The sequence below is a fragment of the Rhizobium sp. 01T444 genome (assembly GCF_056398305.1).
This window is the reverse complement of the sequence record NZ_JBFTPD010000004.1, coordinates 249942-273965: the sequence shown is the minus strand read 5'-3', so window position 1 is coordinate 273965 and position 24024 is coordinate 249942. Positions and strand designations below refer to the sequence as shown.

Annotated in this window: 23 protein-coding genes; 15 read left to right on the top strand and 8 right to left on the bottom strand. The window is 60.0% G+C overall.

Going from position 1 to position 24024, the window contains the following annotated elements; translation table 11 throughout:
- The first annotated feature begins 156 nt into the window (after positions 1–156).
- Both AC1DTN_RS09645 and AC1DTN_RS09640 read left to right on the top strand, forming a co-directional pair.
- Positions 157–1527, top strand: a complete 1371-nt coding sequence (locus AC1DTN_RS09645; RefSeq protein WP_477920622.1) for an amidase — start codon at positions 157–159, stop codon at positions 1525–1527.
- A 70-nt stretch (positions 1528–1597) separates the two neighbouring features.
- Entirely contained in the window at positions 1598–2458 is an 861-nt protein-coding gene (locus AC1DTN_RS09640; RefSeq protein WP_477920621.1) for a sugar phosphate isomerase/epimerase family protein, read from the top strand.
- Here the strand turns inward: AC1DTN_RS09640 and AC1DTN_RS09635 are convergent.
- Positions 2455–3345 (bottom strand): helix-turn-helix domain-containing protein, encoded by an 891-nt coding sequence (locus AC1DTN_RS09635; protein WP_442206810.1) that lies wholly within the window; start codon positions 3343–3345, stop codon positions 2455–2457. The two genes, AC1DTN_RS09640 and AC1DTN_RS09635, sit on opposite strands and share 4 nt — an antisense overlap.
- A 116-nt stretch (positions 3346–3461) precedes the next feature.
- Between AC1DTN_RS09635 and pobA the strand changes: the two genes are divergently transcribed.
- The 5 genes from pobA (at position 3462) to AC1DTN_RS09610 (ending at position 8479) form a co-directional block, all read left to right on the top strand.
- Positions 3462–4634 (top strand): 4-hydroxybenzoate 3-monooxygenase, encoded by a 1173-nt coding sequence (gene pobA / locus AC1DTN_RS09630; protein ID WP_442206809.1) that lies wholly within the window; start codon positions 3462–3464, stop codon positions 4632–4634.
- Positions 4635–4842: 208 nt separating this feature from the next.
- On the top strand, positions 4843–4974 hold the full coding sequence (locus tag AC1DTN_RS09625; RefSeq protein ID WP_442206808.1) for a hypothetical protein: 132 nt from the start codon (positions 4843–4845) through the stop codon (positions 4972–4974).
- Between the two features lie 57 nt (positions 4975–5031).
- Positions 5032–6159, top strand: coding sequence for a tartrate dehydrogenase (locus tag AC1DTN_RS09620; RefSeq protein WP_442206807.1), 1128 nt, complete (start codon positions 5032–5034; stop codon positions 6157–6159).
- A gap of 36 nt (positions 6160–6195) precedes the next feature.
- Complete coding sequence (locus tag AC1DTN_RS09615) at positions 6196–7674, top strand: NAD-dependent succinate-semialdehyde dehydrogenase (RefSeq protein ID WP_477920619.1); 1479 nt, start codon at positions 6196–6198, stop codon at positions 7672–7674.
- A 10-nt stretch (positions 7675–7684) separates the two neighbouring features.
- Positions 7685–8479: an HpcH/HpaI aldolase family protein gene (locus AC1DTN_RS09610; protein ID WP_442206805.1), complete on the top strand. Its 795-nt coding sequence runs from the start codon at positions 7685–7687 to the stop codon at positions 8477–8479.
- A gap of 19 nt (positions 8480–8498) precedes the next feature.
- Here the strand turns inward: AC1DTN_RS09610 and AC1DTN_RS09605 are convergent, their stop codons facing one another.
- From AC1DTN_RS09605 to AC1DTN_RS09580, 6 genes are all read right to left on the bottom strand, one after another.
- Positions 8499–9224: an SDR family oxidoreductase gene (locus AC1DTN_RS09605; protein WP_442206804.1), complete on the bottom strand. Its 726-nt coding sequence runs from the start codon at positions 9222–9224 to the stop codon at positions 8499–8501.
- Between the two features lie 12 nt (positions 9225–9236).
- Positions 9237–10298 (bottom strand): ABC transporter ATP-binding protein, encoded by a 1062-nt coding sequence (locus AC1DTN_RS09600; RefSeq protein WP_477920617.1) that lies wholly within the window; start codon positions 10296–10298, stop codon positions 9237–9239.
- 61 nt (positions 10299–10359) lie between these two features.
- Positions 10360–10566, bottom strand: coding sequence for a DUF2160 family membrane protein (locus tag AC1DTN_RS09595; RefSeq protein WP_439017792.1), 207 nt, complete (start codon positions 10564–10566; stop codon positions 10360–10362).
- A gap of 4 nt (positions 10567–10570) precedes the next feature.
- On the bottom strand, positions 10571–11407 hold the full coding sequence (locus AC1DTN_RS09590; protein WP_113323263.1) for a carbohydrate ABC transporter permease: 837 nt from the start codon (positions 11405–11407) through the stop codon (positions 10571–10573).
- Positions 11408–11411: 4 nt separating this feature from the next.
- Positions 11412–12287, bottom strand: a complete 876-nt coding sequence (locus AC1DTN_RS09585) for a carbohydrate ABC transporter permease (protein WP_442206802.1) — start codon at positions 12285–12287, stop codon at positions 11412–11414.
- Between the two features lie 96 nt (positions 12288–12383).
- Entirely contained in the window at positions 12384–13817 is a 1434-nt protein-coding gene (locus AC1DTN_RS09580; RefSeq protein ID WP_442206801.1) for an extracellular solute-binding protein, read from the bottom strand.
- A 295-nt stretch (positions 13818–14112) separates the two neighbouring features.
- Between AC1DTN_RS09580 and AC1DTN_RS09575 the strand changes: the two genes are divergently transcribed.
- The 6 genes from AC1DTN_RS09575 to AC1DTN_RS09550 all read left to right on the top strand — a co-directional run bounded on the left by AC1DTN_RS09575 (position 14113) and on the right by AC1DTN_RS09550 (position 20089).
- Positions 14113–14997, top strand: a complete 885-nt coding sequence (locus AC1DTN_RS09575) for a sugar phosphate isomerase/epimerase family protein (RefSeq protein WP_442206800.1) — start codon at positions 14113–14115, stop codon at positions 14995–14997.
- Between the two features lie 64 nt (positions 14998–15061).
- Entirely contained in the window at positions 15062–16276 is a 1215-nt protein-coding gene (locus tag AC1DTN_RS09570; RefSeq protein ID WP_477920614.1) for an ROK family transcriptional regulator, read from the top strand.
- A 26-nt stretch (positions 16277–16302) separates the two neighbouring features.
- Positions 16303–17280, top strand: a complete 978-nt coding sequence (locus AC1DTN_RS09565; RefSeq protein ID WP_113323267.1) for a tagatose kinase — start codon at positions 16303–16305, stop codon at positions 17278–17280.
- Positions 17280–18554: a class II D-tagatose-bisphosphate aldolase non-catalytic subunit gene (locus AC1DTN_RS09560; protein ID WP_442206798.1), complete on the top strand. Its 1275-nt coding sequence runs from the start codon at positions 17280–17282 to the stop codon at positions 18552–18554. Before AC1DTN_RS09565 ends, AC1DTN_RS09560 begins: the two co-directional genes overlap by 1 nt.
- Before the next feature lie 24 nt (positions 18555–18578).
- Positions 18579–19304, top strand: coding sequence for an SDR family oxidoreductase (locus AC1DTN_RS09555; RefSeq protein ID WP_442206797.1), 726 nt, complete (start codon positions 18579–18581; stop codon positions 19302–19304).
- A gap of 11 nt (positions 19305–19315) precedes the next feature.
- Positions 19316–20089, top strand: coding sequence for an SDR family NAD(P)-dependent oxidoreductase (locus AC1DTN_RS09550; RefSeq protein WP_442206796.1), 774 nt, complete (start codon positions 19316–19318; stop codon positions 20087–20089).
- Between the two features lie 89 nt (positions 20090–20178).
- Here AC1DTN_RS09550 and AC1DTN_RS09545 read toward each other — a convergent pair whose 3' ends face one another.
- On the bottom strand, positions 20179–20664 hold the full coding sequence (locus tag AC1DTN_RS09545) for a MarR family winged helix-turn-helix transcriptional regulator (RefSeq protein WP_442206795.1): 486 nt from the start codon (positions 20662–20664) through the stop codon (positions 20179–20181).
- A gap of 49 nt (positions 20665–20713) precedes the next feature.
- Here AC1DTN_RS09545 and AC1DTN_RS09540 point away from each other — a divergent pair, with 49 nt between their 5' ends.
- Both AC1DTN_RS09540 and AC1DTN_RS09535 read left to right on the top strand, forming a co-directional pair.
- Positions 20714–22228 (top strand): FAD-dependent oxidoreductase, encoded by a 1515-nt coding sequence (locus AC1DTN_RS09540; RefSeq protein ID WP_113323272.1) that lies wholly within the window; start codon positions 20714–20716, stop codon positions 22226–22228.
- A 190-nt stretch (positions 22229–22418) separates the two neighbouring features.
- A complete protein-coding gene (locus tag AC1DTN_RS09535) occupies positions 22419–23972 on the top strand; it encodes an ABC transporter substrate-binding protein (RefSeq protein ID WP_439017803.1) in 1554 nt (517 codons plus the stop codon).
- Positions 23973–24024: the final 52 nt, after the last annotated feature.

Sequence of the window (24024 nt, the reverse complement as noted above, 5' to 3'; positions counted from 1 at the left end):
GCACCGCATGTGTGTCTTAACCGCGGTAAATTGAAGAGGGCTAAAGCAAACTCAGTGTTCACAAAATCGTACTAATCATCGTGAAAAGCCGTGCAAGGGCTGGTCCTGCGAAATGATAGGCGGTAAATCCTGCGTGATATCCACAGGACTCTCCCCATGGCCCCTTCTTTCGGTGCGATGTCTATCGCTCAGCTTTCCCTTCTCATCCAGAGCGGCAAGGCCGATCCGGTTGATGTCGCAGAGGCGATCTTCGACGGCATCGAGCAATACGCCGACAAGGCGGTCTTCACCCTATTGTTGCGCGAGCGGGCGATGCGAGAGGCTCATGCTTCCTCGAAGCGCATCCGCGACGGCCGTTCGCTCGGTGCGCTCGACGGCATTCCGATCGCCTGGAAAGATCTTTTCGACATCGAGGGCGTGGCAACTACGGCCGGTTCGGTGGTTCTGGCGGGCGATGCGCCTGCTAAACAGGACGCTGCGATCGTGACAACGCTCAAGAGTGCCGGCATGCTGGCTATCGGCCGTACCAATATGAGCGAATTTGCTTTTTCCGGCCTCGGCATCAATCCCCATTACGGCACGCCGGAAAACCCTCACAGCAAGGACGAGCCGCGCATTCCCGGTGGGTCGTCCTCCGGCGCCGGCGTGGCGGTTGCCGCAGGCCTTGTACCGGTAGCGATGGGCACGGATACCGGTGGTTCGGTGCGTATTCCCGCCGCCCTGAACGGCATCGTCGGCTACAAGGCGACGCGCGGGCGCTATGCCATGGAAGGTGTCTATCCGCTGGCTACGAGCCTCGACTCGCTTGGTCCCCTCTGCCGTTCCGTGCAAGACGCCGTCTGGGTCGATGCTGCAATGCGCGGGTTGACGGCGCCGACGGTCGCCCGGCAGTCGCTGAAAGGTGTGGAAATCGTCGTCCCTCGCAATATCGTGTTTGATGGCCTGGGTTCGGGCGTCGCCGAAGCCTTCAAGGGCGGAATGGAGCGGCTGCGTAGCGCTGGCGCGCATATCAGTCCGATCGACATTCCGGCCTTCGAGGAAATCCTGGCACTGATGGCAAAACATGGTGCCCTCGTCACTGCCGAAGCCTTCGCTCTCCACCGCGAACGGCTTGCAGGGCCGGAGGCTGCGCGGATGGATCATCGTGTCGTCCTGCGCACGCGGCTCGGCGAGAAGACCAGCATGGCCGATTACATTGCTATTCTTGCGGAGCGCACGCGGCTGATTGCCGAAGTCGATCGGCTCGTCGGCAACCGCTTCCTCGCCTTTCCTTCGGTCGCCCACGTGGCGCCGCCGATCGCGGCACTTGAGCGCGATGACGAGCTTTTCTTCGCCGTGAACGTCAAGACGCTGCGCAATACAGCGCTCGGCAATTTCCTGGACTGGTGCGGTGTTTCCATTCCTTGCGGCAACGGCGAGGCAGATATGCCGGTCGGTTTCCTTCTATCGGCGCCGGCAAACCGTGATGAGGCATTGCTTGCCGTTTCGCTGACGGCAGAAGCAGTCATTCGCGGCGATCGGATCTAGGCGATTGCGGGCTTGATGCGGCGCGTCATTCTTGCCAAAGTCCTCGCGAGGAAACGGGAGGAGATGAAAGATGCAGGTTTTGCAGAACGGCCGGTTTGCGGTTTCCACATGGTCGCTTCACCGGATGCTGGGTGCAACCTACCCCTATAGTCCCGATCCGCAGAAAAGCGCGGCACGCCAGGAGCCCTATGGGGCAGGCACCGTGAGCCTGCTCGAAGTGCCGGGCATGCTCGCCGAACGCGGACTTGGCCGACTGGAGGTCTGTTCGTTCCACCTGCCGAGCCTGGACGCCTCTTATCTCGCCGAATTTCGCGATGCGCTGGAGGCCTCCAGCATCCTTTTCCAGACGCTGCTCGTCGAGGATGGCGATCCCAGCAATGCCGAGACGGCGGAACGTGACATAGGCTGGATCGCCTGTTGGATCGACATCGCAAAGAAGCTCGGCGCCGAGCGCATCCGCGTCATCGCCGGCAAGCAGGCGCCCAATGAGGAGAACCTTGCGCGTTCCGCGCGGCATCTGAAATGGCTCGCCGGGCAGGCGGAGGGAAGCGGCGTGCGTGTCGTGACCGAAAACTGGTTCGCCCTTCTGCCCTCAGCGAAGGAAATGAACTGGCTGCTTGATGAACTCGACAGCAAGATCGGCCTCAATGGCGACCTCGGAAACTGGGCGGCACCGGCGAAATATGAAGGGCTGGCGAATATCATGCGTAGGGCCGAAATCTGCCACGCCAAGGCCGATTACAATGCCTCTGGGCTTGATGCTGCAGATTACCGTCATTGCCTGGAAATGTGCGAAAAGGCCGGCTACGCCGGACCCTACACGCTGATCTACGACTCGCCGTTCTTTGCGGATGAGTGGGATGGCATACTGCTGCAGAAACGCTTCATCGAGGACTTCCTTGAGGATGCCCCGGCGCGTCGCACAGCCTAGGCTCGTTCCAGCCTGTTCTTCTCCCGCTTGCGCCAATCCTTGGGCGTCTCGCCCGCGTGCTTGAGGAAGAAGCGGGAGAAATAGGCCGGGTCGGCAAAGCCAAGCCGATGGCTGACCTCCTGAACGTTCGCGAGCGTGAAGACGAGTTCGCGCTTGGCCTCGTCGACGAGTTTGCCGGCAATCAGGTCGTGAGCCGTCTTGCCGGTCATCGAGCGAACGATGCGATTGAGATGGGTCGGCGAAATGCCGATTTCCCTGGCATAGAATGAAGCGGGTCTGTGCGAACGGAAATGCTGTTCGATGAGGCCAGCCAGTTGCTCCATCCGCCGTTCGTTTTCATCGGCGGGGAACTGGCTGATATCCTCCTGATGGGAAATTCTCGCCGTCAGCCGCAGCGCCAATGCGGCATAGGAGGCGAGAAGCTCGCTGCGGCCGCTGCGGTTGTACCGATATTCATCGCCGAGCCGCCTCAGGCTCTGCATGAGATAGGCGGCGTCGGGGTCTTGCGGATCAAGCGCGGTGAGATGCGGGGCTGCAAGCCACTCACCGAGGCGGCTGCGGTCGCCGGGAAGGTGGCTAAGATTGGCGCTCAGCATGGTGATGACGAGGCCGTCGATATCCCGCGAAAAACGGAAGCCGTGATCGAACCCGGGAGGAATCGTGACGACCGCTGGCGGCTGGATGGCATGGCTCCGCTCGCCGAAAATGGCATCGGCTGCGCCGGCATCGATGTACAATATCTGAAAGAAACTCGCGTGCCGATGCAGTTTGATCTCCCAATGGTGCAGGCTGCTACGCGAGGGAATTGTTTCGCAGTGCAGCCAGAAATCGGGTTCTTTGCCCGATGTCTCGCCGTAGAGCTCATAGGTCGGCACATGTCTCGTCATGGGCTTCCTTCCGTTCCCATGTTCGTTTTGTGCAATTTTTCGGTGGGAAAGTCCATTGCCGCTCGAAGGGCTAAAGGTCAGAATTTGGCAGAAAGCAAATTGCAGGGAGGAAGCAATTGCGCACCCAAATCGCCATTATCGGCTCAGGCCCGTCGGGCCTGCTGCTCGGCCAACTTCTGACGGAAGCCGGCATCGACAACGTCATTCTCGATCGGGTGGGCAAGGACTACATTCTCGGCCGCGTTCGCGCCGGCGTCCTGGAAGAGGGCACCGTTCATCTTTTGGACGAGGCACGGTCGGCTGCCCGGCTGCATGCTGAAGGTTTGCCGCATAACGGCTTTTCACTGGCTTTCGACGGGCGCGATCACCGCATCGATCTCTACGGCCTGACCGGCGGCAAGCGCGTCACGGTTTACGGCCAGACCGAGGTGACGCGTGATCTGATGGAACAGCGCGAGGCGAGCGGTGCCTTGACCATCTATGATGCCGCCGACGTGACGCCGCATGATTTTGATGGCCGCACTCCCTTCGTGAGCTACGAGAAGGATGGCGCTACTCAGCGTATCGACTGCGATTTCATCGCCGGCTGCGACGGCTTCCACGGCGCAAGCCGCAAGGCGGTTCCGGAAAAGGCGATCAGAACCTTCGAGAAGATCTACCCCTTCGGCTGGCTTGGTCTGTTGGCCGATGTCGCTCCGGTCAATCATGAGCTCATCTATGCCAATCATCCGCGCGGCTTTGCACTCTGTTCCATGCGCTCTGTGACCCGCAGCCGCTATTACATCCAATGTTCACTCGATCAGAAGGTCGAAGACTGGAGCGACGACCGCTTTTGGGACGAGTTGCGCCGCCGCCTGCCGGCCCATCACGCCGAGGCGCTGAAGACCGCGTCATCTTTCGAAAAGTCAATCGCGCCGCTGCGTTCCTTCGTGGCCGAGCCGATGCGCTTCGGTCGCCTGTTCCTGGTCGGCGATGCCGCCCATATCGTGCCGCCGACCGGCGCCAAAGGGCTGAACCTTGCTGCCAGCGATGTGCACTATCTCTTCGAAGGTCTGAGGGAGTTCTACGGAGATCGCTCGAGCGTCGGCATTGACGCCTATTCGCAAAAGGCGCTTGCTCGCGTCTGGAAGGCCGTGCGCTTCTCCTGGTGGATGACGACGATGATGCATCGTTTTCCCGATACCGGCGATTTCGACCAGAAGATCCAGGAAGCGGAACTCGACTATCTCACCCATTCCCGCGCTGCCTCGACGGCGCTTGCGGAAAACTACGTCGGATTGCCGTTCTGACAGGATGCCGGCTGCCTTCGCAGGGAGGCGCTCACCCGATGTCAGCGGAACGGATGCGTCCACTGTGTGCTCGCACCGGGCTACAGTTGAAGCGCTATCCCGTGTCTCGATTTGATCCGCGCTGCCTCTTGTTGCATATTTTCGCCGTGTCTTGCCGCGCCCGACATGCGCGTAGAAAATATCGCAACAATATCGTCGAGAATCTTGGTTGCCTGTGCAAGAACTCAACAGCCATGAAGGCAGGATCGCCGACGGGGTGAAGCTGCAATGCATTCCCGAGGAGATCGAGGTCGAGGGCGTGGCCAATGCCTGTTGCTCGCCTCCCACGACAGCCGCATGATTGCCAAGCAGATGCTGCTGATCAATGGCGGCCTCATCTGACTATTAAGGGGGTCCCATGAACGCCAATACCAATACGCCGCTCCGTCGCTTCCGCATCGCCTCCGTTCCCGGCGACGGCATTGGCCCAGAGGTCATCGCCGCCGGCCTCGAAGTGCTCGAAGTGCTGGCCGCCCGCAGCGGCGCTTTCACACTCGACATCGACCATTATGACTGGGGCAGCGAGCGCTACCGCAGGACCGGTGCCTTCATGCCCGAGAATGCCCTGTCTTTGCTAAAGCAAGCCGACGCCATCTATTTCGGCGCCGTCGGCGCGCCTGACGTGCCCGATCACGTGACACTCTGGGGCCTGCGTCTGCCGATCTGCCAGCGTCTCGACCAGTACGCCAATATCCGCCCGACCCGCATCTTCCCCGGTGTGAAAAGCCCGCTCAGGGGGGTCGAGGAAGGCGATCTCGACTGGCTGATCGTGCGTGAGAACTCCGAAGGCGAATATTCCGGCCATGGCGGCCGCGCCCATATCGGCCTGCCAGAGGAGGTGGCGACCGAAACCTCGATCTTCACGCGCCGCGGCGTCGAGCGCATCATGCGCTTTGCCTTCCGCGAGGCGCAGAAGCGCCCTCGTAAGCTGCTGACGGTCGTGACCAAGTCCAACGCCCAGCGCCACGGGCTCGTGCTGTGGGACGAGATTGCCGCCGAGGTCGCCAAGGACTTCCCCGATGTGACCTGGGACAAGGAACTGGTCGATGCCATGACCTTCCGCATGGTCGCAAAACCAAAGAGCATCGACACGGTCGTCGCGACCAACCTGCATGCCGATATCCTCTCTGACCTCGCGGCTGCGCTCGCCGGCTCGCTCGGCATCGCACCGACGGGCAATGTCGATCCCGAACGCCGTTTCCCCTCGATGTTCGAGCCGATCCATGGTTCGGCTTTCGATATTACCGGCAAGGGCATCGCCAACCCCGTCGCAAGCTTCTGGACGGCATCGTTGATGCTGGAACATCTGGGCGAGGCGGTTGCGGCAAAGATACTGATTTCAGCGGTGGAACAGGTCTGCGCCGCCGGCATTCTCACTCCAGATCTTGGCGGCAAGGCAACCACGGCCGATGTGACGCACGCCGTTTGCGAAGCATTGCGGGGATCGAACTTCGCCCCCGATGACGAGAATATTCCGGCCGTCTGATCCCCAGAAACCGCGTTTCATGGAAGGTATCCAGTCATGAGCAACAAACTTTCGGGCTACAAGCTCCGCCGTCCGGAGCTTTTTCGCGAAGCGAATTATATAGGCGGCCAATGGGTGCAGGCCGATAGCGGCCGTACCTACGACGTCACCAATCCTGCGACCGGCGAGGTAATCGGAACCGTGCCTGCGATGAGTGCTGTGGAGACGAACCGCGCGATCGATGCCGCCTACAAAGCTCAGAAGGCATGGGCGGGACTGACTGCCGAGCAGCGCGCCAACCATCTCTGGAAGCTCGCCGAGTTGATGCACGCGAATCTCGAGGATCTCGCGGCCATCATGACGATCGAGCAGGGCAAACCTCTTTCCGAAAGCCGTGGCGAGGTCGTCTATTCCGCAAGCTTCATCGAGTGGTTCGCGGAAGAGGCGAGGCGCGTCTATGGCGACACGATCCCTTCGCCGGTTTCAGGCCGACGCCTGATCGTGCAGAAGCAGCCGATCGGCGTCTTTGCGGCGATCACGCCGTGGAACTTTCCCTCGGCGATGATCACCCGCAAGGCCGGTCCCGGCTGGGCCGCAGGCTGCACCGGCGTCATTCGTCCGGCAAGCCAGACGCCCTATTCGGCGCTGGCGCTTGCCGTGATGGCTGAAGAGGCGGGCTTTCCGGCCGGCGTCTGCAACGTCATCACCGGCCCTTCGTCGGAAACCGGTCCTGCGATCACCGCCAGTCCGAGGGTGCGCAAGCTCACCTTCACCGGCAGCACGGCGGTCGGCGCCAAGCTGCTCGCCGAATGCGCGCCGACCATCAAGAAGACCAGCATGGAGCTTGGAGGCAATGCGCCTTTTATCGTCTTCGACGACGCCGATCTCGACGAGGCGGTCAAGGGCGCCATGGGCTCGAAGTTCCGCAATACCGGGCAGACATGCGTCTGCGCAAACCGCATTCTCGTACAGGATAAAGTGCATGACGCCTTTGCCGAAAAGCTCGCAGCCGCCGTCGCCAAACTGAAGCTCGGCGACGGCATGGAGGAGGGCGTCACGCTAGGCCCATTGATCGACGAAGCTGCGCTCAAGAAGGTCGAGACGCATGTCGAGGATGCCGTCAGGCATGGCGCGAAGATCGTCTCCGGCGGCAGGCGCGATCAGCGTGGCGGCAATTTCTACCTGCCCACCATTCTCTCGGATGTCTCCCGCGAGGCGGAAATCTTCTCGGATGAAACTTTCGGTCCGGTCGCCCCTCTTTTTCGCTTCAGGACGGAGGAAGAGGCGATTGAAATGGCCAATGACACGCCCTTTGGTCTTGCCGCCYATTTCTACGCCCGTGACGTCGGCCGCATCTTCCGGGTTGCCGACGCTCTCGAATTCGGCATTGTCGGTATCAACGAGGGACTCATCTCGACAGCGGTCGCTCCTTTCGGCGGCATGAAGCAGTCCGGCATCGGCCGGGAGGGTTCGAAATACGGCATCGAAGAGTTCCTCGAGGTTAAATACATGGCCATTGGTGGCCTGGCGAACTGAGGAGAATGCCATGAGTGCAGCTGATATCGACGGCTTTGCAGCCCGGATCCGGAACCACGAAAGCCAGATGATTTCTGCCTGGGTGGGCATTCCCGATCCGCTGTTGGTCAATCATCTGGCTCAGGAAGCCTTCGATGCCGTTGTGCTCGACATGCAGCACGGCATGTGGGACCTGCCGTCTGCAGCTGCCGCTGTCGGCCATGTGCGTATCGCCGGCAAGCCGGCGCTCGCCCGCATCCCGGTCGGTGATTTCGCCTCTGCCTCGCGCCTGCTCGATGCCGGTGCGTCGGGCATCATCGCGCCGATGATCAATTCGGCCGAGGATGCGAAGGCCTTCGTGAAGGCCACAAAATATCCGCCGGTTGGCGAGCGCAGCTGGGGGCCGTCTTTGGCACTCAACCACACCGGCCTTTCGGCTGACGACTATCTCAGGACCGCCAATGATTTGACGGTCGCAATAGCCATGATCGAGACGCGCGCGGCGCTCGAAGCGATCGACGATATCCTTGGCATGCCCGGCATCGATGGTATCTTCATCGGCCCGTCGGATCTCTCCATCGCACTATCGAACGGGGATCAGGTGGCGCCGAATGCCGCCGAGATCGATAGCGCCATGCAGCATGCCGTCGCGCGCTGCGGCGCGCACGGAAAATTCGCCTGCGCCTTTGCCGGTGACGGCGAGCGCGCCGGCGAGCTTCTGAAATTCGGCTTCGCTTTTGTCATTGCCGGAGCGGAAACCGCGCAATTACGATCCGGTGCCCGCAAACAGATCAACGCCGCCAGGAAGATTGCTTCCGGCGCCTGATCCATAGCAATATAGGGTCTCACGCGATCATGTAGCCGCCATCGATAGGCATGGAGATGCCGTTGACCATCGCGGCTTCGTCCGAGAGCAGGAAGAGGATCACCTCTGCCACGTCCTCGGGCTCTGCGAACCGGCCGACCGGGATGCGCTTTTGCATTCCGGCGGCTTTCTCCGGATCGCTCCAGGCCTTGATCGCCATCGGCGTCAGCGTCACCGTCGGATGCACGCCATTTACCCGGATGCCCTGCGGCGCCAGTTCCTTGGCCATGACGCGCGTCAAGCCGTCCAGACCGCCCTTCGATGCACAATAGGCCGCATGATCCGGGATACCCACAAAGGCTGCGACAGAGGAGACGTTGACGATGGCTCCAGGGCGGCCGTTCTCGATCAGGGACCGCGCATACTCTTGTGCGACGATCATCGGGGCGCGCGTGTTGACTGCAATCAGGTGGTCAAAGGCTTCGACCGTGGTTTCGAGAAAAGGCTGCAGCTCGGTTGTTCCAGCGCAGTTGATAAGGAAATCTGCCGGAAGTGCGGCGCGCGCCGCCTCTCGCGTCGTCTTTGCGTCGGCAAGATCGACCTGAATCGCTTCGCAACCAAGGTCTTCATGTAGGGAAACGACATCGTCAGCACTTCTGGTGAGTGCCGTGACCTTAGCCCCACGCTTGACCAGCATCTCTGCGACAACGCGGCCGATGCCCTTTCCGGCACCGGTGACGATCACTTTTTTGCCTTCGAAATTCATTTGTTCCTCACCTTACAATCGCTGTCCCGTTGCTTGATCAAAGATGTGAGCACGCCGCGGATCAATATGAAAATGCAGCGTCCGGCCGGGTTCGACCTCGATACGCTCACGGATCAAGGCATCGATCGGCACTCCTCCCACACGGCCGAAGATCAACGTTTCTGAGCCGGTCGGCTCGTATACTGACACTTCCACCGGAATACCGTCATCGCTGATGGTTATGTGTTCCGGGCGAATGCCGTAGGTTACGGCCTTACCCTCCTCTGCGTTCACGCGGTCAACGGGGAGGGTAACGCCCTGATCGGTGATGACAACCTGCTTTCCGTCGCGAGTTGCGATCTTGCCCTGGAGAAAGTTCATCGACGGGCTGCCGATGAAACCAGCGACGAAGAGGTTTGCCGGAAAGTCATAGAGATCAAGCGGCTTGCCAACCTGTTCCACCCGCCCGTCGCGCATGACGACGATCTTGTYGSCCATCGTCATSGCCTCGATCTGRTCGTGCGTGACATAGACGGTGGTGGTCTTCAGCCGCTGGTGCAGTTCCTTGATTTCGACGCGCATGGTGACGCGAAGCTTGGCATCGAGGTTCGATAGCGGCTCGTCGAACAGGAAGACCTGTGGGTCGCGGACGATGGCTCGGCCCATGGCGACGCGTTGCCGCTGTCCGCCTGACAGCTGCTTCGGATAGCGGTCGAGATAACGCGTCAGGTCCAGGATCTCGGCTGCCCTACCGACCTTTTCATCGATCTCCGATTTCGGGCGTTTCGCCATCTTTAGTGGAAATCCCATGTTCTCGGCGACGGTCTTATGAGGGTAGAGCGCGTAGCTCTGGAAGACCATGGCGATGTCGCGCTCCTTCGGCGGGGCGTTGGTGACCACGCGACCGCCGATGCGGATGTCGCCGCTGCTGACGGTCTCGAGACCGGCGATCATGCGCAGCAGCGTTGACTTGCCGCATCCCGAAGGGCCGACCAGCACGACGAATTCGCCATCCTCGATATCGACGCTGACGCCATGCATCACCTGAAGAGCGCCATATCTCTTGGTGACGTCGCTGACCTGTACATTTGCCAATGTCTTTTCTCCCTAATCCAGCACGGCTTGCGTCTTGATAGTGTTGATGGAATTCACCGGCTCACCCCTTCCAGACGATGTAGGCGCCGAGTACGGCGGAGATTGCCACCGCGAACCATACCGAAAGCCCGAACGGTTCGATGAACCGCAGCCAGAACAGAGAGAGCGCGACCCAGATCACGACGGAGATGAACAGCCGGTCGAACCAGTTCGTCTCGATCGGCAGGAAGCCCGGCTGTTTTTCGTTGTTTCGAGAATCCGAAGCCATCTCGCTATCCTTTCACTGCGCCGAAGGTCAGGCCGGCAACGATGTGACGCTGCACCACCGAGAAGACGATGAGCGCCGGGATCAATGTCAGCATCGAGATCGCCGCCATGATGCCCCAGGCGGTTCCTGTCGTCGTTACGTATTCCGACAGGCCGGTGGTGAGTGTGCGGGCGTTGAAGTTGGTGAGTGTCGCGGCAAGCAGATATTCGTTCCAAGCGAAGACCCAGGTGAGGATGAGCGTCACCGCAAGTCCCGGTCGCGCCAAGGGAAAGACGATGTCGTAGAGGACCATCCAGGGGCTTGCGCCATCCATATATGCCGCCTCGTCCAATTCCTTAGGAATGGCCTCTACCGTCGGACGCAGGGTCCAGATGGCAAAGGGAAGGTTAAAGGAGCAATAGACCAGGATCATGCCAAGCCTGGTATCCGCCAGCGAAAAGTCGCCGATCCTGTAGACCTGCGTCAGCAGCAGGAAGAGCGGCAGCAGGAAGACCGCCGGAGGCGCCATGCGGTTGGTGATGGTCCAGAAGAAAATGCTTTCCTTGCCTGCGAGATCGAAGCGCGTCAGCGCGTAGCAGGCAAGAAAGCCGAGGGTCGTCACCAGGATCGCGTTCCCCGACGAAATGACCAGCGAGTTGATCATATATCGCCGCAAGGTCTCGTTCGTCAGCACGTCCTGGTAGTTCTTCCAGAAGAAGCTCCGAAGGATGACGTCCGGCGTGGAAAACAGGTCAAAGGGCTGCTTCAGCGAGATGACGAAGAGCCAGTAGATCGGGAAGAGGGTTGCAAAGCTTATCAGCGTCCACAAGAGAACCGAAAGCCAGGGGTTCTGTCTTTTCATCGCATCAGCCTCTCTTCGCGCGGGGAGCAATCAGGCCGACGTAGAGCAGCCAGCAGACGACGATGGTGAGATAAAGTACGACGACCGAGATGGCTGAACCGTAGCCGTAATTCGTTTTCGGAAAGACTTCTCTGAAGATGTGAACGCCGATATAGCGCGTCGACGACCCCGGACCGCCTCCGGTCAGCATCAGGACTTCGTCGACCGTGCGCAGCGCGTCCATGAGCCTGATGAACACCGTGGCCAGCAGGGCAGGGCGGATCAGAGGGAGCGTGATATGCCAGAAGATCTGGCTCTTGCCGGCGCCATCGATCTGCGCCTGCTCGAAGGGATCTGGCGGAAGCGAGACCAGGGCGGCAATCAGGGACAGGGTGACCAGCGGCGTCCAGTGCCAGACGTCCATGATGACAGTGATGGAGAAAGCCGCGAGCGCACTCTGGCCGATGTTCAGATCGTAACCGAACCAGCTTCGCAGCAGATATGGGATGATGCCAATCGACGGTGTCGTCATCAGCTTCCACACCGATCCGACAATGATGGGCGCCATGATAAGAGGAAGGGTGTGGATGGTGCGGAAGAACGCTTTTCCCGGAAAGTCCTTCATCAGTGCCTGCGCGAGAATGTATCCGAGGACGAGTTCGGAAACGACTGCGAAGAAGACGAAGGCGATCGTGATGCCCAGCGAGGCCAGGAACTGTTTGTCGAAGACGAGACTCCGGTAGTTCGAGGCCCAGTTGAAGACCATCAGCGGATTTGCGGCGAAAGGGTTCCACTGGTGAAACGAAACCCAGACGACGTAAATGAAAGGAAAGATGCCGAAGAGCCCGAGGATCAGGATCGTCGGTGACAGCAGCAGCCATCCAAGCTTTTGTGAATGCATCGCCTCATCCTCTTTGGCACCCTTGGGGCGGCCTATCGAGCCAGGAAAGGAGCGGGTCGCCAAGCGAAGACGACCCGCCAAGGTGGGGAGGATGATTTATTTGCGATAGCCGAGCGAGGTGAGCTCCTCTTCCGTCTTGGCGGCCATCTGGTCGAGGCCTTCGTCGGGCGCGACCTTGCCGGTCAGGATGTCGAAGAAGATCGGCAGGGTTGCTTCACGCAGCTGGGCATGGAACGGATACGGAGGAGCGCCGGCGAAGAGTTTGCCCTGATCCTTCAGCATCGTGTAGAAGCCGCCGAGCTTGACGTCCATCGCCTTGACCTTCGGGTCGTCGAAGGTCGCCTTGTTGGTGATGCGGGGTGCTGCGATTGCCCAATCGGGCTGCACATCGTTCTGACCCATGAATTCGAGGAAGAGCAGAGCTGCTTCCTTGTTCTTGGACGTAATCGGCAGACCGAAGGCGCCGCCGTCATAATAGCCGATATAGCCCTTGCCTGACTTCGCATCCTCCAGGACACCCGGCTCGAGTGGCGGCAGGGCAAAGCCTACTTTGTCGACCACCTTCGACTGTGCAGGATCGCTCGCGATCCATGCGGCGTTCTCGCCGTAGATCAATCCTTGAGCAACACGGCCGGCAGCGAAAGTCGTCGCCGTTTCCGTCCAGGTAGACTGGGTCGATTCCGGCGGGGCTATGTCGCGCAGATGCAGCCAGTATTTCAGCGCGGCCTTCGCCTTGTCGCTGTTCATTGCGCCGCCATGCTCGACCGTCGCTGCGTAGTTGTTGCTGGCGTCGATGCCCCAGTTGTAAACGCCGAAAGTCGGCGCGATGGATTCGAAATATTCGTACCAGGACGCGGCGTGACCTGTATGCGCCTGAGCGGTGGTGCCCCAAAGCTCAATGCCGTTATCCTTGCCATACTTGGTGAAGAATTCGGCGATCTGCGTGTAGTCCTCATGCGTGGTCGCCGGCTTCAGGTCCTTGCCAGTTTCCTTCTTGAAGGCTTCCTTGATCTTCGGATCGTCGAAAAGGTCCTTGCGATAGAGGTAGGTCTTCAGGAAGGCTTCCATCGGGACGCCAAAGAGATCGCCCTTCTTGTCCTTGAAATAGTCGGCGAAGCTGGTGAAGTTCGCGTCGTCGTAGGTCGGCGCCTTCAGATCCGCCTGATCCTTCAGCGTCTGAGTGATGTTGACTAGGAAATTCCGGGACAGATACGAGTAGATGATGTCCTGTTCGATGTAGACCATGTCATAGATGCCGGTCTTGGCCTCCATGTCCTTGATGGCCTTGTCGTACATCTGGTCCCAGGACGTCGTCTCGATTTCGACCTTGATGCCGGTCTTCTTCTCGAATTCCGGGGCGAGCACATTCTTGATGTAGTTCGATGGCGGCGTGCTTTCGGTCACGCCGTGCAAGGTCACGCCTTTGAACTTGGCGCCGGCGTCGGACCAGAAGTCTGCCCATGCCGGCGAAGCGGCGGTGGCGAGGCTGAGCGTCAGCGCAAGCGCGCTGGCCTTCAGAGCGTAATTCATTTCAATCCTCCCAGATAGCAGCGAGATCATTTCGCCGGGCCATTGTGTAGACGAAAAATGCCGCTCACGCAATATTTGTTGTCTAAACCTGCAAATATGTCGGCTATGTCGTTGATTTTGGTAAGAACTAATTCTGGCAAAAGTAACGGAGGCAGAGACCGTTCGCAAAAATGCTGCAACGCAATGAATTCGCTCGCAATGGCAAAATTATAATACGCGAATTTATTTGTTGCTTTACCATACTAAATGGCATAGCTGTGGCGCAACGAAAGGCTTTCAGCGGAGGAAAAAAGCCATGCGCCGATTGGGTATCCATTCATTTGTATGGACAGGCGGCCAAACGCAAGAGGGTCTCGAAATGGCTCTCAACAAAACGGCCGAGCACGGATATCGCACAATCGAATTCGCTTATCTGCGCCCCGAGAAGTTCAATCTCGATCGTCTCGCAAAGCTCGCGCAATCGCTCGAGGTCGAGATCGGTGTGACGATGGGCCTGCCGATCGACAGGGATATTTCGAGCGAGGATGCCGCTGCGGTATCCGCCGGCAAGCAGACGCTCGCCGATGCCGTGCGTGCGGTCCGTGACATCGGCGGAAACAAGCTTGGTGGGATCCTCTATTCCGCGCACACCAAGTACAACCGCCAGCCGACGAAGAAGGGCTGGGACAACAGCGTCGCCGCAATCGCTGCGACTGCGGATGTCGCGAAGGATGCGAGGGTCGATCTCGTCCTGGAGATCGTGAACCGCTTCGAAACGAACCTTCTGAACACGGCGGCCCAGGGATTGAAGTTCATCTCCGAGACCGGATCGGACCATGTCCGACTGCATCTCGACACCTTTCACATGAATATCGAGGAAGCAAATCCGGCTGCCGCGATCCGGCTCGCCGGCGACAAGATCGGCTACTTCCACATCGGCGAGAGCAACCGCGGCTATCTTGGCGACGGCGTCATCAACTTCGATCTCATCTTCGATGCCTTGCTCGATATCGACTACAAGCGCGACATAGTGTTCGAAAGCTTTTCGACCGCTGTTGTCGATGAAGGCCTGTCACTCGCCTGCGCAATCTGGCGCGACACGTGGACCGATAACGACCCGTTGGCGGCTCATGCCAAACGCTATATCGAACTGAAATACGAAGAAGCCAAACGGCGTCGCGTCACGAACGCACGCCCCTGATAATCCTTCTGCCGATCTGCTTCGTAAGTGTAGGCTGGAGCAGTCGATTTGAAGAGAAATGAACATGAACGACACCGTCTCCATCGGAAGCTCGCCGCGCAGGATCAGGCAGAACAACATCGTCGCAGCCCTGCAGACGATCTACAGCCATCGCCGCCTGAGCCGGGCCGACCTGGCGCGGAAGCTCGGGATGAACCGTTCATCATCGGGGGAGATCGTTGCCGAACTGACGGAAAGCGGCTTTGTCCAGGAGTCGGACGAGAGCGGCAAACAGCGCTCGGAACAATCCCGTGCCGGCCGTCCGGGAATCATGCTCGAGCTGGTTCCGGATGCCGCATTCTTCGTCGGCATCGAGCTTGGCGTCGAGCATATATCTGCTGTTGTTGTGGACTTTTCCGCCGATGTCCGGGCCTGTCGCAGGCTGGCCTTCCACGCGCAGTCCTCGACAGTGGAGGAGGCCGTGGCATGTGGCGTCGATCTCATCATCGGCGCCATGGCGAAAGACATGATCCAGCGCTGCAAGGGGCTTGGCATATCCGCGCCGGCGCATATCCGGCCSGAMGGAATTGTCACGCTTGCGCCGATCATYGGYTGGCGGGAGGTGCCGTTGAAAGAGATCGGCCGCAGTGCCTTTCCGGCCGAGGTGCCGATCGCGGTGGAAAACGACGCCAATGCTTTCGCGATCGGTGACAGCTATCGTCATGGTGTTTCCGGCGTAACGCTCTTCCTGCTCATGGAAACCGGCGTCGGTGGTGGGATCATGATCGATGGAAAGCTGTTTCGTGGCGGTCATGGCCTTGCGGGCGAAATCGGCCATACTCTCGTGCCGGGAAGCGGCGGACAGAAATTCGAGCAGCTGATCGGCCGCGAGGTACTGATCCGGCAGTATCGGGAGGCGACCGGCCGCACCGACGCCGATCTGCAGGATTTCCTCACCGATGTTCGMGATCGTGTTCCTGATGCTGTGAACATAGCGGAGATCTGGTCGCGGCATCTTGCCTACGCGCTGCTGCAGGCCTGTCGTCTGCTCGATCCTGATAGGATCGTGCTCGGCGGTTCGGTTGCGTCGCTCTATCCGATGGTCGCGGCCCGTGTGGCTGTCCATATGTCGGAAGGCCAGAACATTCCTTTTCCGACCCCCGAGATCGTCGTCGATGGCGACGCGGAGTTCGGTTCCGCCTTCGGGGCGGCATGCATGCTGCACCAACGCTTCCTTTCTCTCGAAAACGAGGAATTCGGTGGCGAAGACGGTGCACTACAACGATCTACAGCGATTTAGCGACACCTATCGAAAGCAGGATTGCAATGGTTTCAGTGCTGGCTCCGGACCATCTCGGTCCCACGGTTTGCGTCGGCGAGATCCTCGTGGAGATCGTTGCGACGACGGTCGGAGAAGGCTTTCGTGAGGCTCAGCCGCTCGTCGGTCCGTTTGCCAGCGGGGCGCCGGCGATCTTCATCTCGCAATGCGGCCGGCTCGGCGGAGCAGCGGCGATGGTGGGGGCAGTCGGCAACGATGATTTCGGTCGCGTCAACATTGATCGCCTCAGGCGGGATGGCGTCGATGTGTCTACTATTTCCATCGACACTGACTATCCGACCGGGAGTGCCTTTGTCCGCTACCGCAAGGACGGTTCCCGCGACTTCGTCTACAATATCGCGAAGTCCGCGGCCGCCCGCTTCGGCTGGTCTCAGGGTGTCAGCGATCTCATCAACCGCAGCGGACATCTCCATGTGATGGGTTCGGCGCTGTCCGTTCCGAGCGCGCGGGAGGTAATCGACAAGGCGGTCGACATCGTGAAGGCGCGAGGCGGAACGCTCTCGGTCGATCCGAATATCCGCAAGGAATTGCAGCTCGACGAGGATACCGAGCGTCGATTTGCCAGGCTTGTCGCCACCGCCGATCTTCTCTTGCCGTCAGGGGAAGAGCTTGAGCGGGCCGCTGGCATCTCGGGCGAAGCCGAGGCGATCCACCGTCTTTTCGAAATAGGCGTGAAGGAGATCGTGCTGAAGCGCGGAGCGGAGGGCGCGACCTATTTTGGCAGGGACGGCGACCGCATCGACGCTCCTGCATTTCTCGTCGAAGAGGTCGATCCTACCGGCGCCGGCGACTGCTTCGGCGGGGCCTACCTCACCTGCCGGCGGCTCGGAATGTCTCCGGGCGAGGCTCTCACCTATGGTTCGGCCGCAGGTGCGCGCAATGTGACGATCCGCGGTCCGATGGAAGGCGCAGGCACGCGCCAGGAACTCGACACATTCATCGCCTCGACGAAAAGGCGCTCGTAATGCAGATAAAACTGAACGAACTGGCTGCACTCAGGGCTCTGGGCCACCCTGCAGGGATCACCTCGGTCTGCTCGGCCCATCCGATCGTCCTGCGGGCAGCGCTGCGTCATGGGCGTGACCATTCGAGCACGGTTCTGATCGAAGCCACCTGCAACCAGGTCAACCATCTGGGCGGCTATACCGGAATGACCCCTGCGGACTTTGCGGCTCTCGTGTTGCGCATCGCCAAAGAGGAGGGTTGCCCGGAAAACCTCATCGTGCTTGGCGGCGACCATCTCGGACCGAATCCCTGGCGGGAACGTGCGGCCGAAGAAGCCATGGCTGAGGCTGAGAGGATGGTGGTGGCCTATGTTGATGCCGGGTTCCGCAAGATCCATCTGGACGCATCGATGGGCTGCATGGGTGAGCCCGCCGGATTGGACGACGAGACGACCGCTCATCGCGCTGCCCGCCTTGCCGCTGTCGCGGAGACCTCGGCAAGGCGGGCAGGGGGCGCCATGCCGGTTTATGTGATCGGCACGGAGGTTCCTCCTCCCGGCGGCGCGGATCACGCGCTGACCACGATCGAGCCGACTGCGGCTTCGGCCGCCAGGCGGACGATCGATGTCCATCGCCGCGTTTTCGCCGAGGCCGGCCTTACGGAGGCGTTTGGGCGTGCCATCGGCCTGGTGGTGCAGCCGGGCGTCGAGTTCGGCAACCACAATGTTATCAGGTACGACCGCAGCAAGATCGATAAATTGAAGCAGGTGCTCGAGGACGAGCCGCAATTCGTGTTCGAAGCGCATTCCACCGATTATCAGGGCACCGGTCCGCTGACCGCGCTCGTTGAAGATGGTTTTCCGATCCTCAAGGTCGGACCGGAACTAACTTTCGTCCTGCGCGAGGCCCTCTATGGGCTGGACCTGATCGCATCCGACCTCGTGCCTGATTATGGCGAGCGTCCCCTATACGCTGCGATGGAGGCTTTAATGCTGGCGCATCGGGAGCATTGGAGCCGTCACTATCATGGCACGGAGGGCGAGCAGCGCTGGCTTCGGCATTATTCGCTGTCCGATCGCATCCGGTACTATTGGACGGCTGAACAGGCTCAATCTGCCGTCACGCGGCTTTGCGACGCACTCGCCGGAAAATCCGTACCGCCCCCGCTGTTCTGGCAGCACATGCCGGACGCCGAGCGATTTTCCGACACGCCGCTCGATCCGGAGGCGGTTTTGGTCTGGCGGGTGGCGAAGAGCCTTGCCGAATATCATGCAGCATGCGGCGGAGTGAGATGAGGCCGCCTAACCGAGGAGGAAAGAATGAACGAGTTGAAAGGGAAGATCGCTGCGATCACGGGCGCGGCGTCTGGCATCGGAATGGCGTCGACGGAGGCGATGATCGCGGCAGGCGCCACGGTTGTTCTCGTTGACCGCGACGAGAAGGCGTTAAAAGCAGCCTGCGAGCGTCTCGGGGAGCAGGCGATACCTCTTGCTCTGGACCTGCTGGATCCGGAGGCATGCGCCAAGCTTCTTGACCGCGTGCTGTCGAAGGTGGGACAGCTCGACATTCTACATGCCAATGCCGGCACCTATATCGGCGGTGACCTTGCGGATGCCAATCTCGACGCCATCGATCGGATGCTGAACCTCAACGTCAATGTGGTGATCAAGAACGTGCGGACCGTCATTCCGCACATGATCGAGCGCGGCACGGGCGACATCGTCGTCACGAGCTCGGTCGCGGGCCACTCGCCCGTTCCATGGGAGCCGGTCTATTCACCGTCGAAATGGGCGATGACGTGCTTTGTCCAGACGATGCGCCGCCAGCTTCTGAAAAACGGCATTCGTGTCGGCTCGGTTTCGCCGGGACCGGTCATCAGCGCGCTGCTGGCCGACTGGCCGGAGGAGAACCTCCGCAAGGCGAAGGAGGCCGGCGCCCTGATCGAACCCAAGGAGGTGGCCGACGCGATCATGTTCATGCTGACGCGTCCGCGCAACGTGACGATCCGCGACATCGTCGTTCTTCCAAGCGCATTCGACATCTGAGGGGTCGAACCATGAGTTATCAGGAGAAATTCCGTCTCGATGGAGAACGCGCGGTGGTTACCGGCGGCGGGCGCGCCATTGGACTTTGCTGCGCCCACGCGCTTGCCGAGGCTGGTGCCGCCGTCGTCGTGATCGAGCGCAATGAATCGGACGCAGAGCAGGCTCTGGCTCTCAAAGACAAGGGATATGACGTCGAGCTACGTCTCGGTGACGTGACTGACTCTGCCCGCATGGAGGCGATCGCCAATGAACTCGCCGGCGGCGGACGACCGGCGACGATCCTGGTGAACAATGCCGGGATCGGCCAGAACGGGATTGCAGCAGAAGATGTCACGGACGCCGATTGGCTGCGGATGATGAATGTCAACGTCAATGGCGTCTTTTGGTGCTCTCGCTCCTTCGGGCGCCATATGGTGGCGATGAAACGCGGGGCGATTGTCAATCTCGGCTCGATGTCCGGCATCATTTGCAATCGGCCGCAGCCGCAGACGGCTTACAACGTTTCCAAGGCTGCCGTTCACCACCTCACCCGTTCCATGGCGGCCGAATGGGCTCAGCACGGTGTCAGGATCAATGCTGTCGCGCCAACCTATATCGAGACGCCGATGGTCGCTGCAGTCGAAGCCAATCGCGAGCGGATTCCGATCTGGCTTGCCGATACGCCGATGGGGCGAATGGGTACGCCGGAAGAGGTCGCAAGCGCAGTTCTCTTCCTCGCATCCGGTGCGGCAAGCCTGATGACGGGAGCAATCGTCAACGTCGATGCAGGATTCACCTGCTGGTAGGCCGGCTTCGGTTGAGAGTTTCGAGGCGCCTGCGATCCCGCTAGCGCCTCATTTCCGTCCGTTAGCCTGCCCATCTTTACCGCGGCTCGTCAGCTTTTGGCCGGATGATCCATCACGGCATCGGCAAACTTCCGCATCAGGCGGACCAGATTGTCCAGATCATCTGGATCCCAGGTCTTGAATATCTCGATCCCTATTCTCTCACGCGCCGCATCGACGCGATCTGTCATCGATTTGCCCTTCGCGGTGACGACAGCTTCGCTGACGCGCCGGTCTGTCGCGCTCGGCTGACGTTGAATGAGGCCGAGGCTCTCCAGCTTGGTGACCTGACGGCTGACCGTTGTGTAGTCCCGGCCGGCGCGGTCAGCCAGATCGACCACGCCAATCGGCCCCAATCTTTCAATGCCCACCAGCAAGGGGAAGAGGGCGCGGTCGAGCGAAATCCCTGCCTCCTTGACCATTGCCTCATCCCGTTGCGGCCGGTTCATCACGCTGACGATCTCAAGCAGCGATCCATGAAGTTCATGGATGCGTTTCGAGATGTGTGTATTTTGCACATTTTTTGTTGACGACATTCTTGTTCTCCTATTATGTGCATAATACACATAAATAGGAGCAACGACAATGACAGAAGATGACGCAATCGATGTATTGATTTGTGGTGCCGGCGCGGCTGGCCTGACCCTGGCGATCGATCTCGCCCGGCGAGGTGTATCTTTCCGGCTGATCGAGAAGATGGATGATCCGTTCCAAGGTTCGCGCGGCAAAGGGATACAACCGCGGACCCTGGAAGTGTTCGAGGACCTAGGCATCGTCGACAAGATTGCCGCATCCGGCGGTTACTATCCGCATCAGCGCGAATATCACGACGACGGCAGCATGAGAGATGTCGCGCTTGTCGAGGCCTGTGAGCCGATCCCATCGGAACCCTACGGAGCGCCTCTGCTCGTGCCTCAATTCCTGACGGAGAGAGCGATGCGGGAGCGCCTTGCCGAACTCGGCCATGCTCCGGAGTTCGGCTGCGCACTGGTCGCCTTCGAACAGGATGGGCAGGATGTAACAGCAAGACTTGCCATTGGCGGCGAAGAACAGACTATCCGCGCATCCTATCTCGTCGGCACCGACGGCGGCCGAAGCTTTGTGCGCCAGGCGCTCGCCGTCGGCTTTCCCGGAAAGACGCTCGGCGTTCGCGCCATCGTTGCCGACGTGACATTGACAGGCCTCGGCCGCGATGTCTGGCATCGCTTCAACGAGGGGTCGATGGAGACACAGATTTCCTTTTGTCCCTTGACCGAAAAAGGGTCTTTCCAGATGCAGGGACCAGTGCCTCTCGAAGGCGACATCGACCTGTCGCCCGAAGGGCTTACGGCGCTGACTGCCGAACGGACCGGTCGTACGGATATCCTCATCCAGTCTGTCTCCTGGGCATCCGCATTCAACATGAATGCCCGGCTTGCCGACAGCTATCGTGTCGGTCGCGTCTTTCTCGCCGGAGACGCCGCCCATACCCATCCGCCGACGGGCGGCCAGGGTCTGAATACCAGCGTTCAGGACGCCTATAATCTCGGCTGGAAGCTGGCAGCCGTCCTATCAGGCGCCCCGGAAACGCTTCTCGATAGCTATGAGGAAGAGCGCCGCTCGATCGCGGCGAACATGCTGGGGCTTGCGACCAGATTGCTCGAAGACATGAAGCGCGGCGAAATTCGGCGTGGCCGTGAGGTCCGGCAACTGGACATCGGCTATCTCGGTTCGAGCCTCTCGCTCGAAGAACCCCAGCGTCAGGCTCGCATCCTTGCCGGCAACCGCGCTCCCGACGCGCTGCTGAAGGGCGCCGCAGGACAGCCCGTGCGGCTGTTTGACCTCTTTAAAGGCCCTCATTGGACGCTGCTGGAATTTGAAGTGCAGACGGTAGCCGTTAATCCACGCAAAGGACTGCATATCCACAGCATCGGGCAAGGCGGCGATCTTATCGACAACGAGAACCGGTTCCGTGACACTTACGAAGTTGCGTCAGGTGACCGGATTCTTGTCCGTCCGGATGGTTATGTCGGCGCGATCGTCTCGCAGGGCAACGTGGCGGCATTGGAAGCCTATCTTCATGATGTCGGATTGAAAACGAGGGCGACCGCCGGGCGATGAAAACGCCTCCGCGGCATCGCTTCGCCAGCGAAAGCAGAAATATTTATGGCGCGGAATCTTCAAAGCTTTTCAGTAACACGCCGCTATGATTGTGATGACAATGGGCGTTCGATGACGGTTGCGCGCTGGGCAATAGCTGCCTTGCGCTTCCGCCATCCGCGGCCGGTATGACGCAATCACGGATCACTCAATGCCGATAATCTTGTTCGCTTCGATATTCTCACGTTTCAACCGGGTTATCAGTCTTCGCCTGCTTGCACTTTTGCTTGGATCGCTGATCTGCGTCGCGGCCGGTCATGCAGAAGACATCCTGCGGATTCCCTATTCGTCTGATATCGGCACCCTGGATCCGGATAATGGTTTCGAAGTCGCCGGATTGACGACGCTGGACAGCATTTATGAGGGCCTCGTCAAATACGAGGCGGGCTCGACCAGGATTGTCGGATCACTGGCAAAGAGCTGGGAGATCTCCGGCGATGGCTTGACCTACACGTTCCACCTCGTCGAGGGCGCCAAGTTCCACGACGGCACGGCCTTGAATGCCGATGCCGTCGTCACCTCGTTCAAGCGCCGCCGCGACGGCGGTTTTGTGCAGAACTACACACTCGCCAACTTGGCAGATATCGCAGCATCAGACAGTTCCACTGTCGTCATCACGCTACGGCACGCGCAGCCCTCATTCCCGGATGGCCTTGCAAGCCCGTGGGGGCCGAAAATCATCAGCCCGGCCGCGATTTCTGAGCATGCCAAGGGTGATTTTGCGACGGGATGGCTGACCGAGCATGCAGCTGGGACCGGGCCGTTCAAATTGGCCGAGTTCAAGCGTGGCGAACGCTATGTACTCGCACGGAACGAAGACTATTGGGGCGCCAAACCCTATTTCAGCAGGGTGGAACTGCCCGTCATCCCCGACATCGGCCAGCAAATTCTCAAACTGAAGACTGGCGAAATCGATGGCGTGCCAACCAATTACCCCTTCGCACAGCTCGGCAGCCTGCCGGCCGATCTGGAAATAACATCTGCCCCCAGCATGACGCAGTTCGAGGCTTTCGTTAAGCCGGGATCGCCGCTTGAAGATGCCGAGGTTCGCAAGGCGGTTCTGACCGCGATCAATCCGAATTTGTGGGCAAGCGATGCCTTCGGGCAATATGCCCAAGTCTCGAAATCGCTCTTTCCGAACATCATGCTGGATCCGGCACAGCCGGTACAGTTTCCGACCGATTTCGATGCTGCTAAGTCCACTATCGCCAAGCACGGCCCTGTCGCGCTCAACATCGGGCTTTATAGCGCCAATCCGAGCTATGGGCGTATCGCCGACCTGATGATCGCGCAGCTATCGATGATCGGCGTCGAGGCGACCTCCCATATCATGCCGCCGGGGGCAGCCTATGCCATGAAGGGCGATCCGGCGGCTCCCGATATGCTGTTGATCATCGCCTCTCCGGATGCGGCCCATCCCGATAGCCAGGCAAAGGCATTCTTCACCAAGGACGCGCCGCTGAACCTTTATGGCAGCGCCCTTCCGGAGGCGGACGCCGTCATCGCCGAAGGTGCCTCCGCAACGGATATGAGCACACGCAACACACTCTATGAAAAGGCAGGGCGCATGTATTTCGACGCCGGCCATTTCATTCCGCTCGTCGATGTCGACGACGTGGTCGTCCATCGCAAGGGTCTAAAGGATCTCGGTCTTCGTCCTGTCTTCCCGAGAGGCAGCATCGACTTTTCAGGTGTGAGGCGCTGATGGTTGAGCGCACGACTTTCGGCAGGATTCATGGCTGCATTTCCACCTGCGG

What these genes read in the sequence shown, in the direction of transcription:
- AC1DTN_RS09585 (WP_442206802.1), bottom strand. Translation starts at nt 12,287, where the DNA reads ATGCATTCACAAAAGCTTGGATGGCTGCTGCTGTCACCGACGATCCTG.
- AC1DTN_RS09565 (WP_113323267.1), top strand. Translation starts at nt 16,303, where the DNA reads ATGGTTTCAGTGCTGGCTCCGGACCATCTCGGTCCCACGGTTTGCGTC.
- AC1DTN_RS09540 (WP_113323272.1), top strand. Translation starts at nt 20,714, where the DNA reads ATGACAGAAGATGACGCAATCGATGTATTGATTTGTGGTGCCGGCGCG.
- AC1DTN_RS09610 (WP_442206805.1), top strand. Translation starts at nt 7,685, where the DNA reads ATGAGTGCAGCTGATATCGACGGCTTTGCAGCCCGGATCCGGAACCAC.
- AC1DTN_RS09590 (WP_113323263.1), bottom strand. Translation starts at nt 11,407, where the DNA reads ATGAAAAGACAGAACCCCTGGCTTTCGGTTCTCTTGTGGACGCTGATA.
- AC1DTN_RS09535 (WP_439017803.1), top strand. Translation starts at nt 22,419, where the DNA reads ATGCCGATAATCTTGTTCGCTTCGATATTCTCACGTTTCAACCGGGTT.
- AC1DTN_RS09575 (WP_442206800.1), top strand. Translation starts at nt 14,113, where the DNA reads ATGCGCCGATTGGGTATCCATTCATTTGTATGGACAGGCGGCCAAACG.
- AC1DTN_RS09605 (WP_442206804.1), bottom strand. Translation starts at nt 9,224, where the DNA reads ATGAATTTCGAAGGCAAAAAAGTGATCGTCACCGGTGCCGGAAAGGGC.
- AC1DTN_RS09560 (WP_442206798.1), top strand. Translation starts at nt 17,280, where the DNA reads ATGCAGATAAAACTGAACGAACTGGCTGCACTCAGGGCTCTGGGCCAC.
- AC1DTN_RS09620 (WP_442206807.1), top strand. Translation starts at nt 5,032, where the DNA reads ATGAACGCCAATACCAATACGCCGCTCCGTCGCTTCCGCATCGCCTCC.
- AC1DTN_RS09645 (WP_477920622.1), top strand. Translation starts at nt 157, where the DNA reads ATGGCCCCTTCTTTCGGTGCGATGTCTATCGCTCAGCTTTCCCTTCTC.
- AC1DTN_RS09595 (WP_439017792.1), bottom strand. Translation starts at nt 10,566, where the DNA reads ATGGCTTCGGATTCTCGAAACAACGAAAAACAGCCGGGCTTCCTGCCG.
- AC1DTN_RS09580 (WP_442206801.1), bottom strand. Translation starts at nt 13,817, where the DNA reads ATGAATTACGCTCTGAAGGCCAGCGCGCTTGCGCTGACGCTCAGCCTC.
- AC1DTN_RS09550 (WP_442206796.1), top strand. Translation starts at nt 19,316, where the DNA reads ATGAGTTATCAGGAGAAATTCCGTCTCGATGGAGAACGCGCGGTGGTT.
- AC1DTN_RS09545 (WP_442206795.1), bottom strand. Translation starts at nt 20,664, where the DNA reads ATGTCGTCAACAAAAAATGTGCAAAATACACACATCTCGAAACGCATC.
- AC1DTN_RS09555 (WP_442206797.1), top strand. Translation starts at nt 18,579, where the DNA reads ATGAACGAGTTGAAAGGGAAGATCGCTGCGATCACGGGCGCGGCGTCT.
- AC1DTN_RS09635 (WP_442206810.1), bottom strand. Translation starts at nt 3,345, where the DNA reads ATGACGAGACATGTGCCGACCTATGAGCTCTACGGCGAGACATCGGGC.
- AC1DTN_RS09640 (WP_477920621.1), top strand. Translation starts at nt 1,598, where the DNA reads ATGCAGGTTTTGCAGAACGGCCGGTTTGCGGTTTCCACATGGTCGCTT.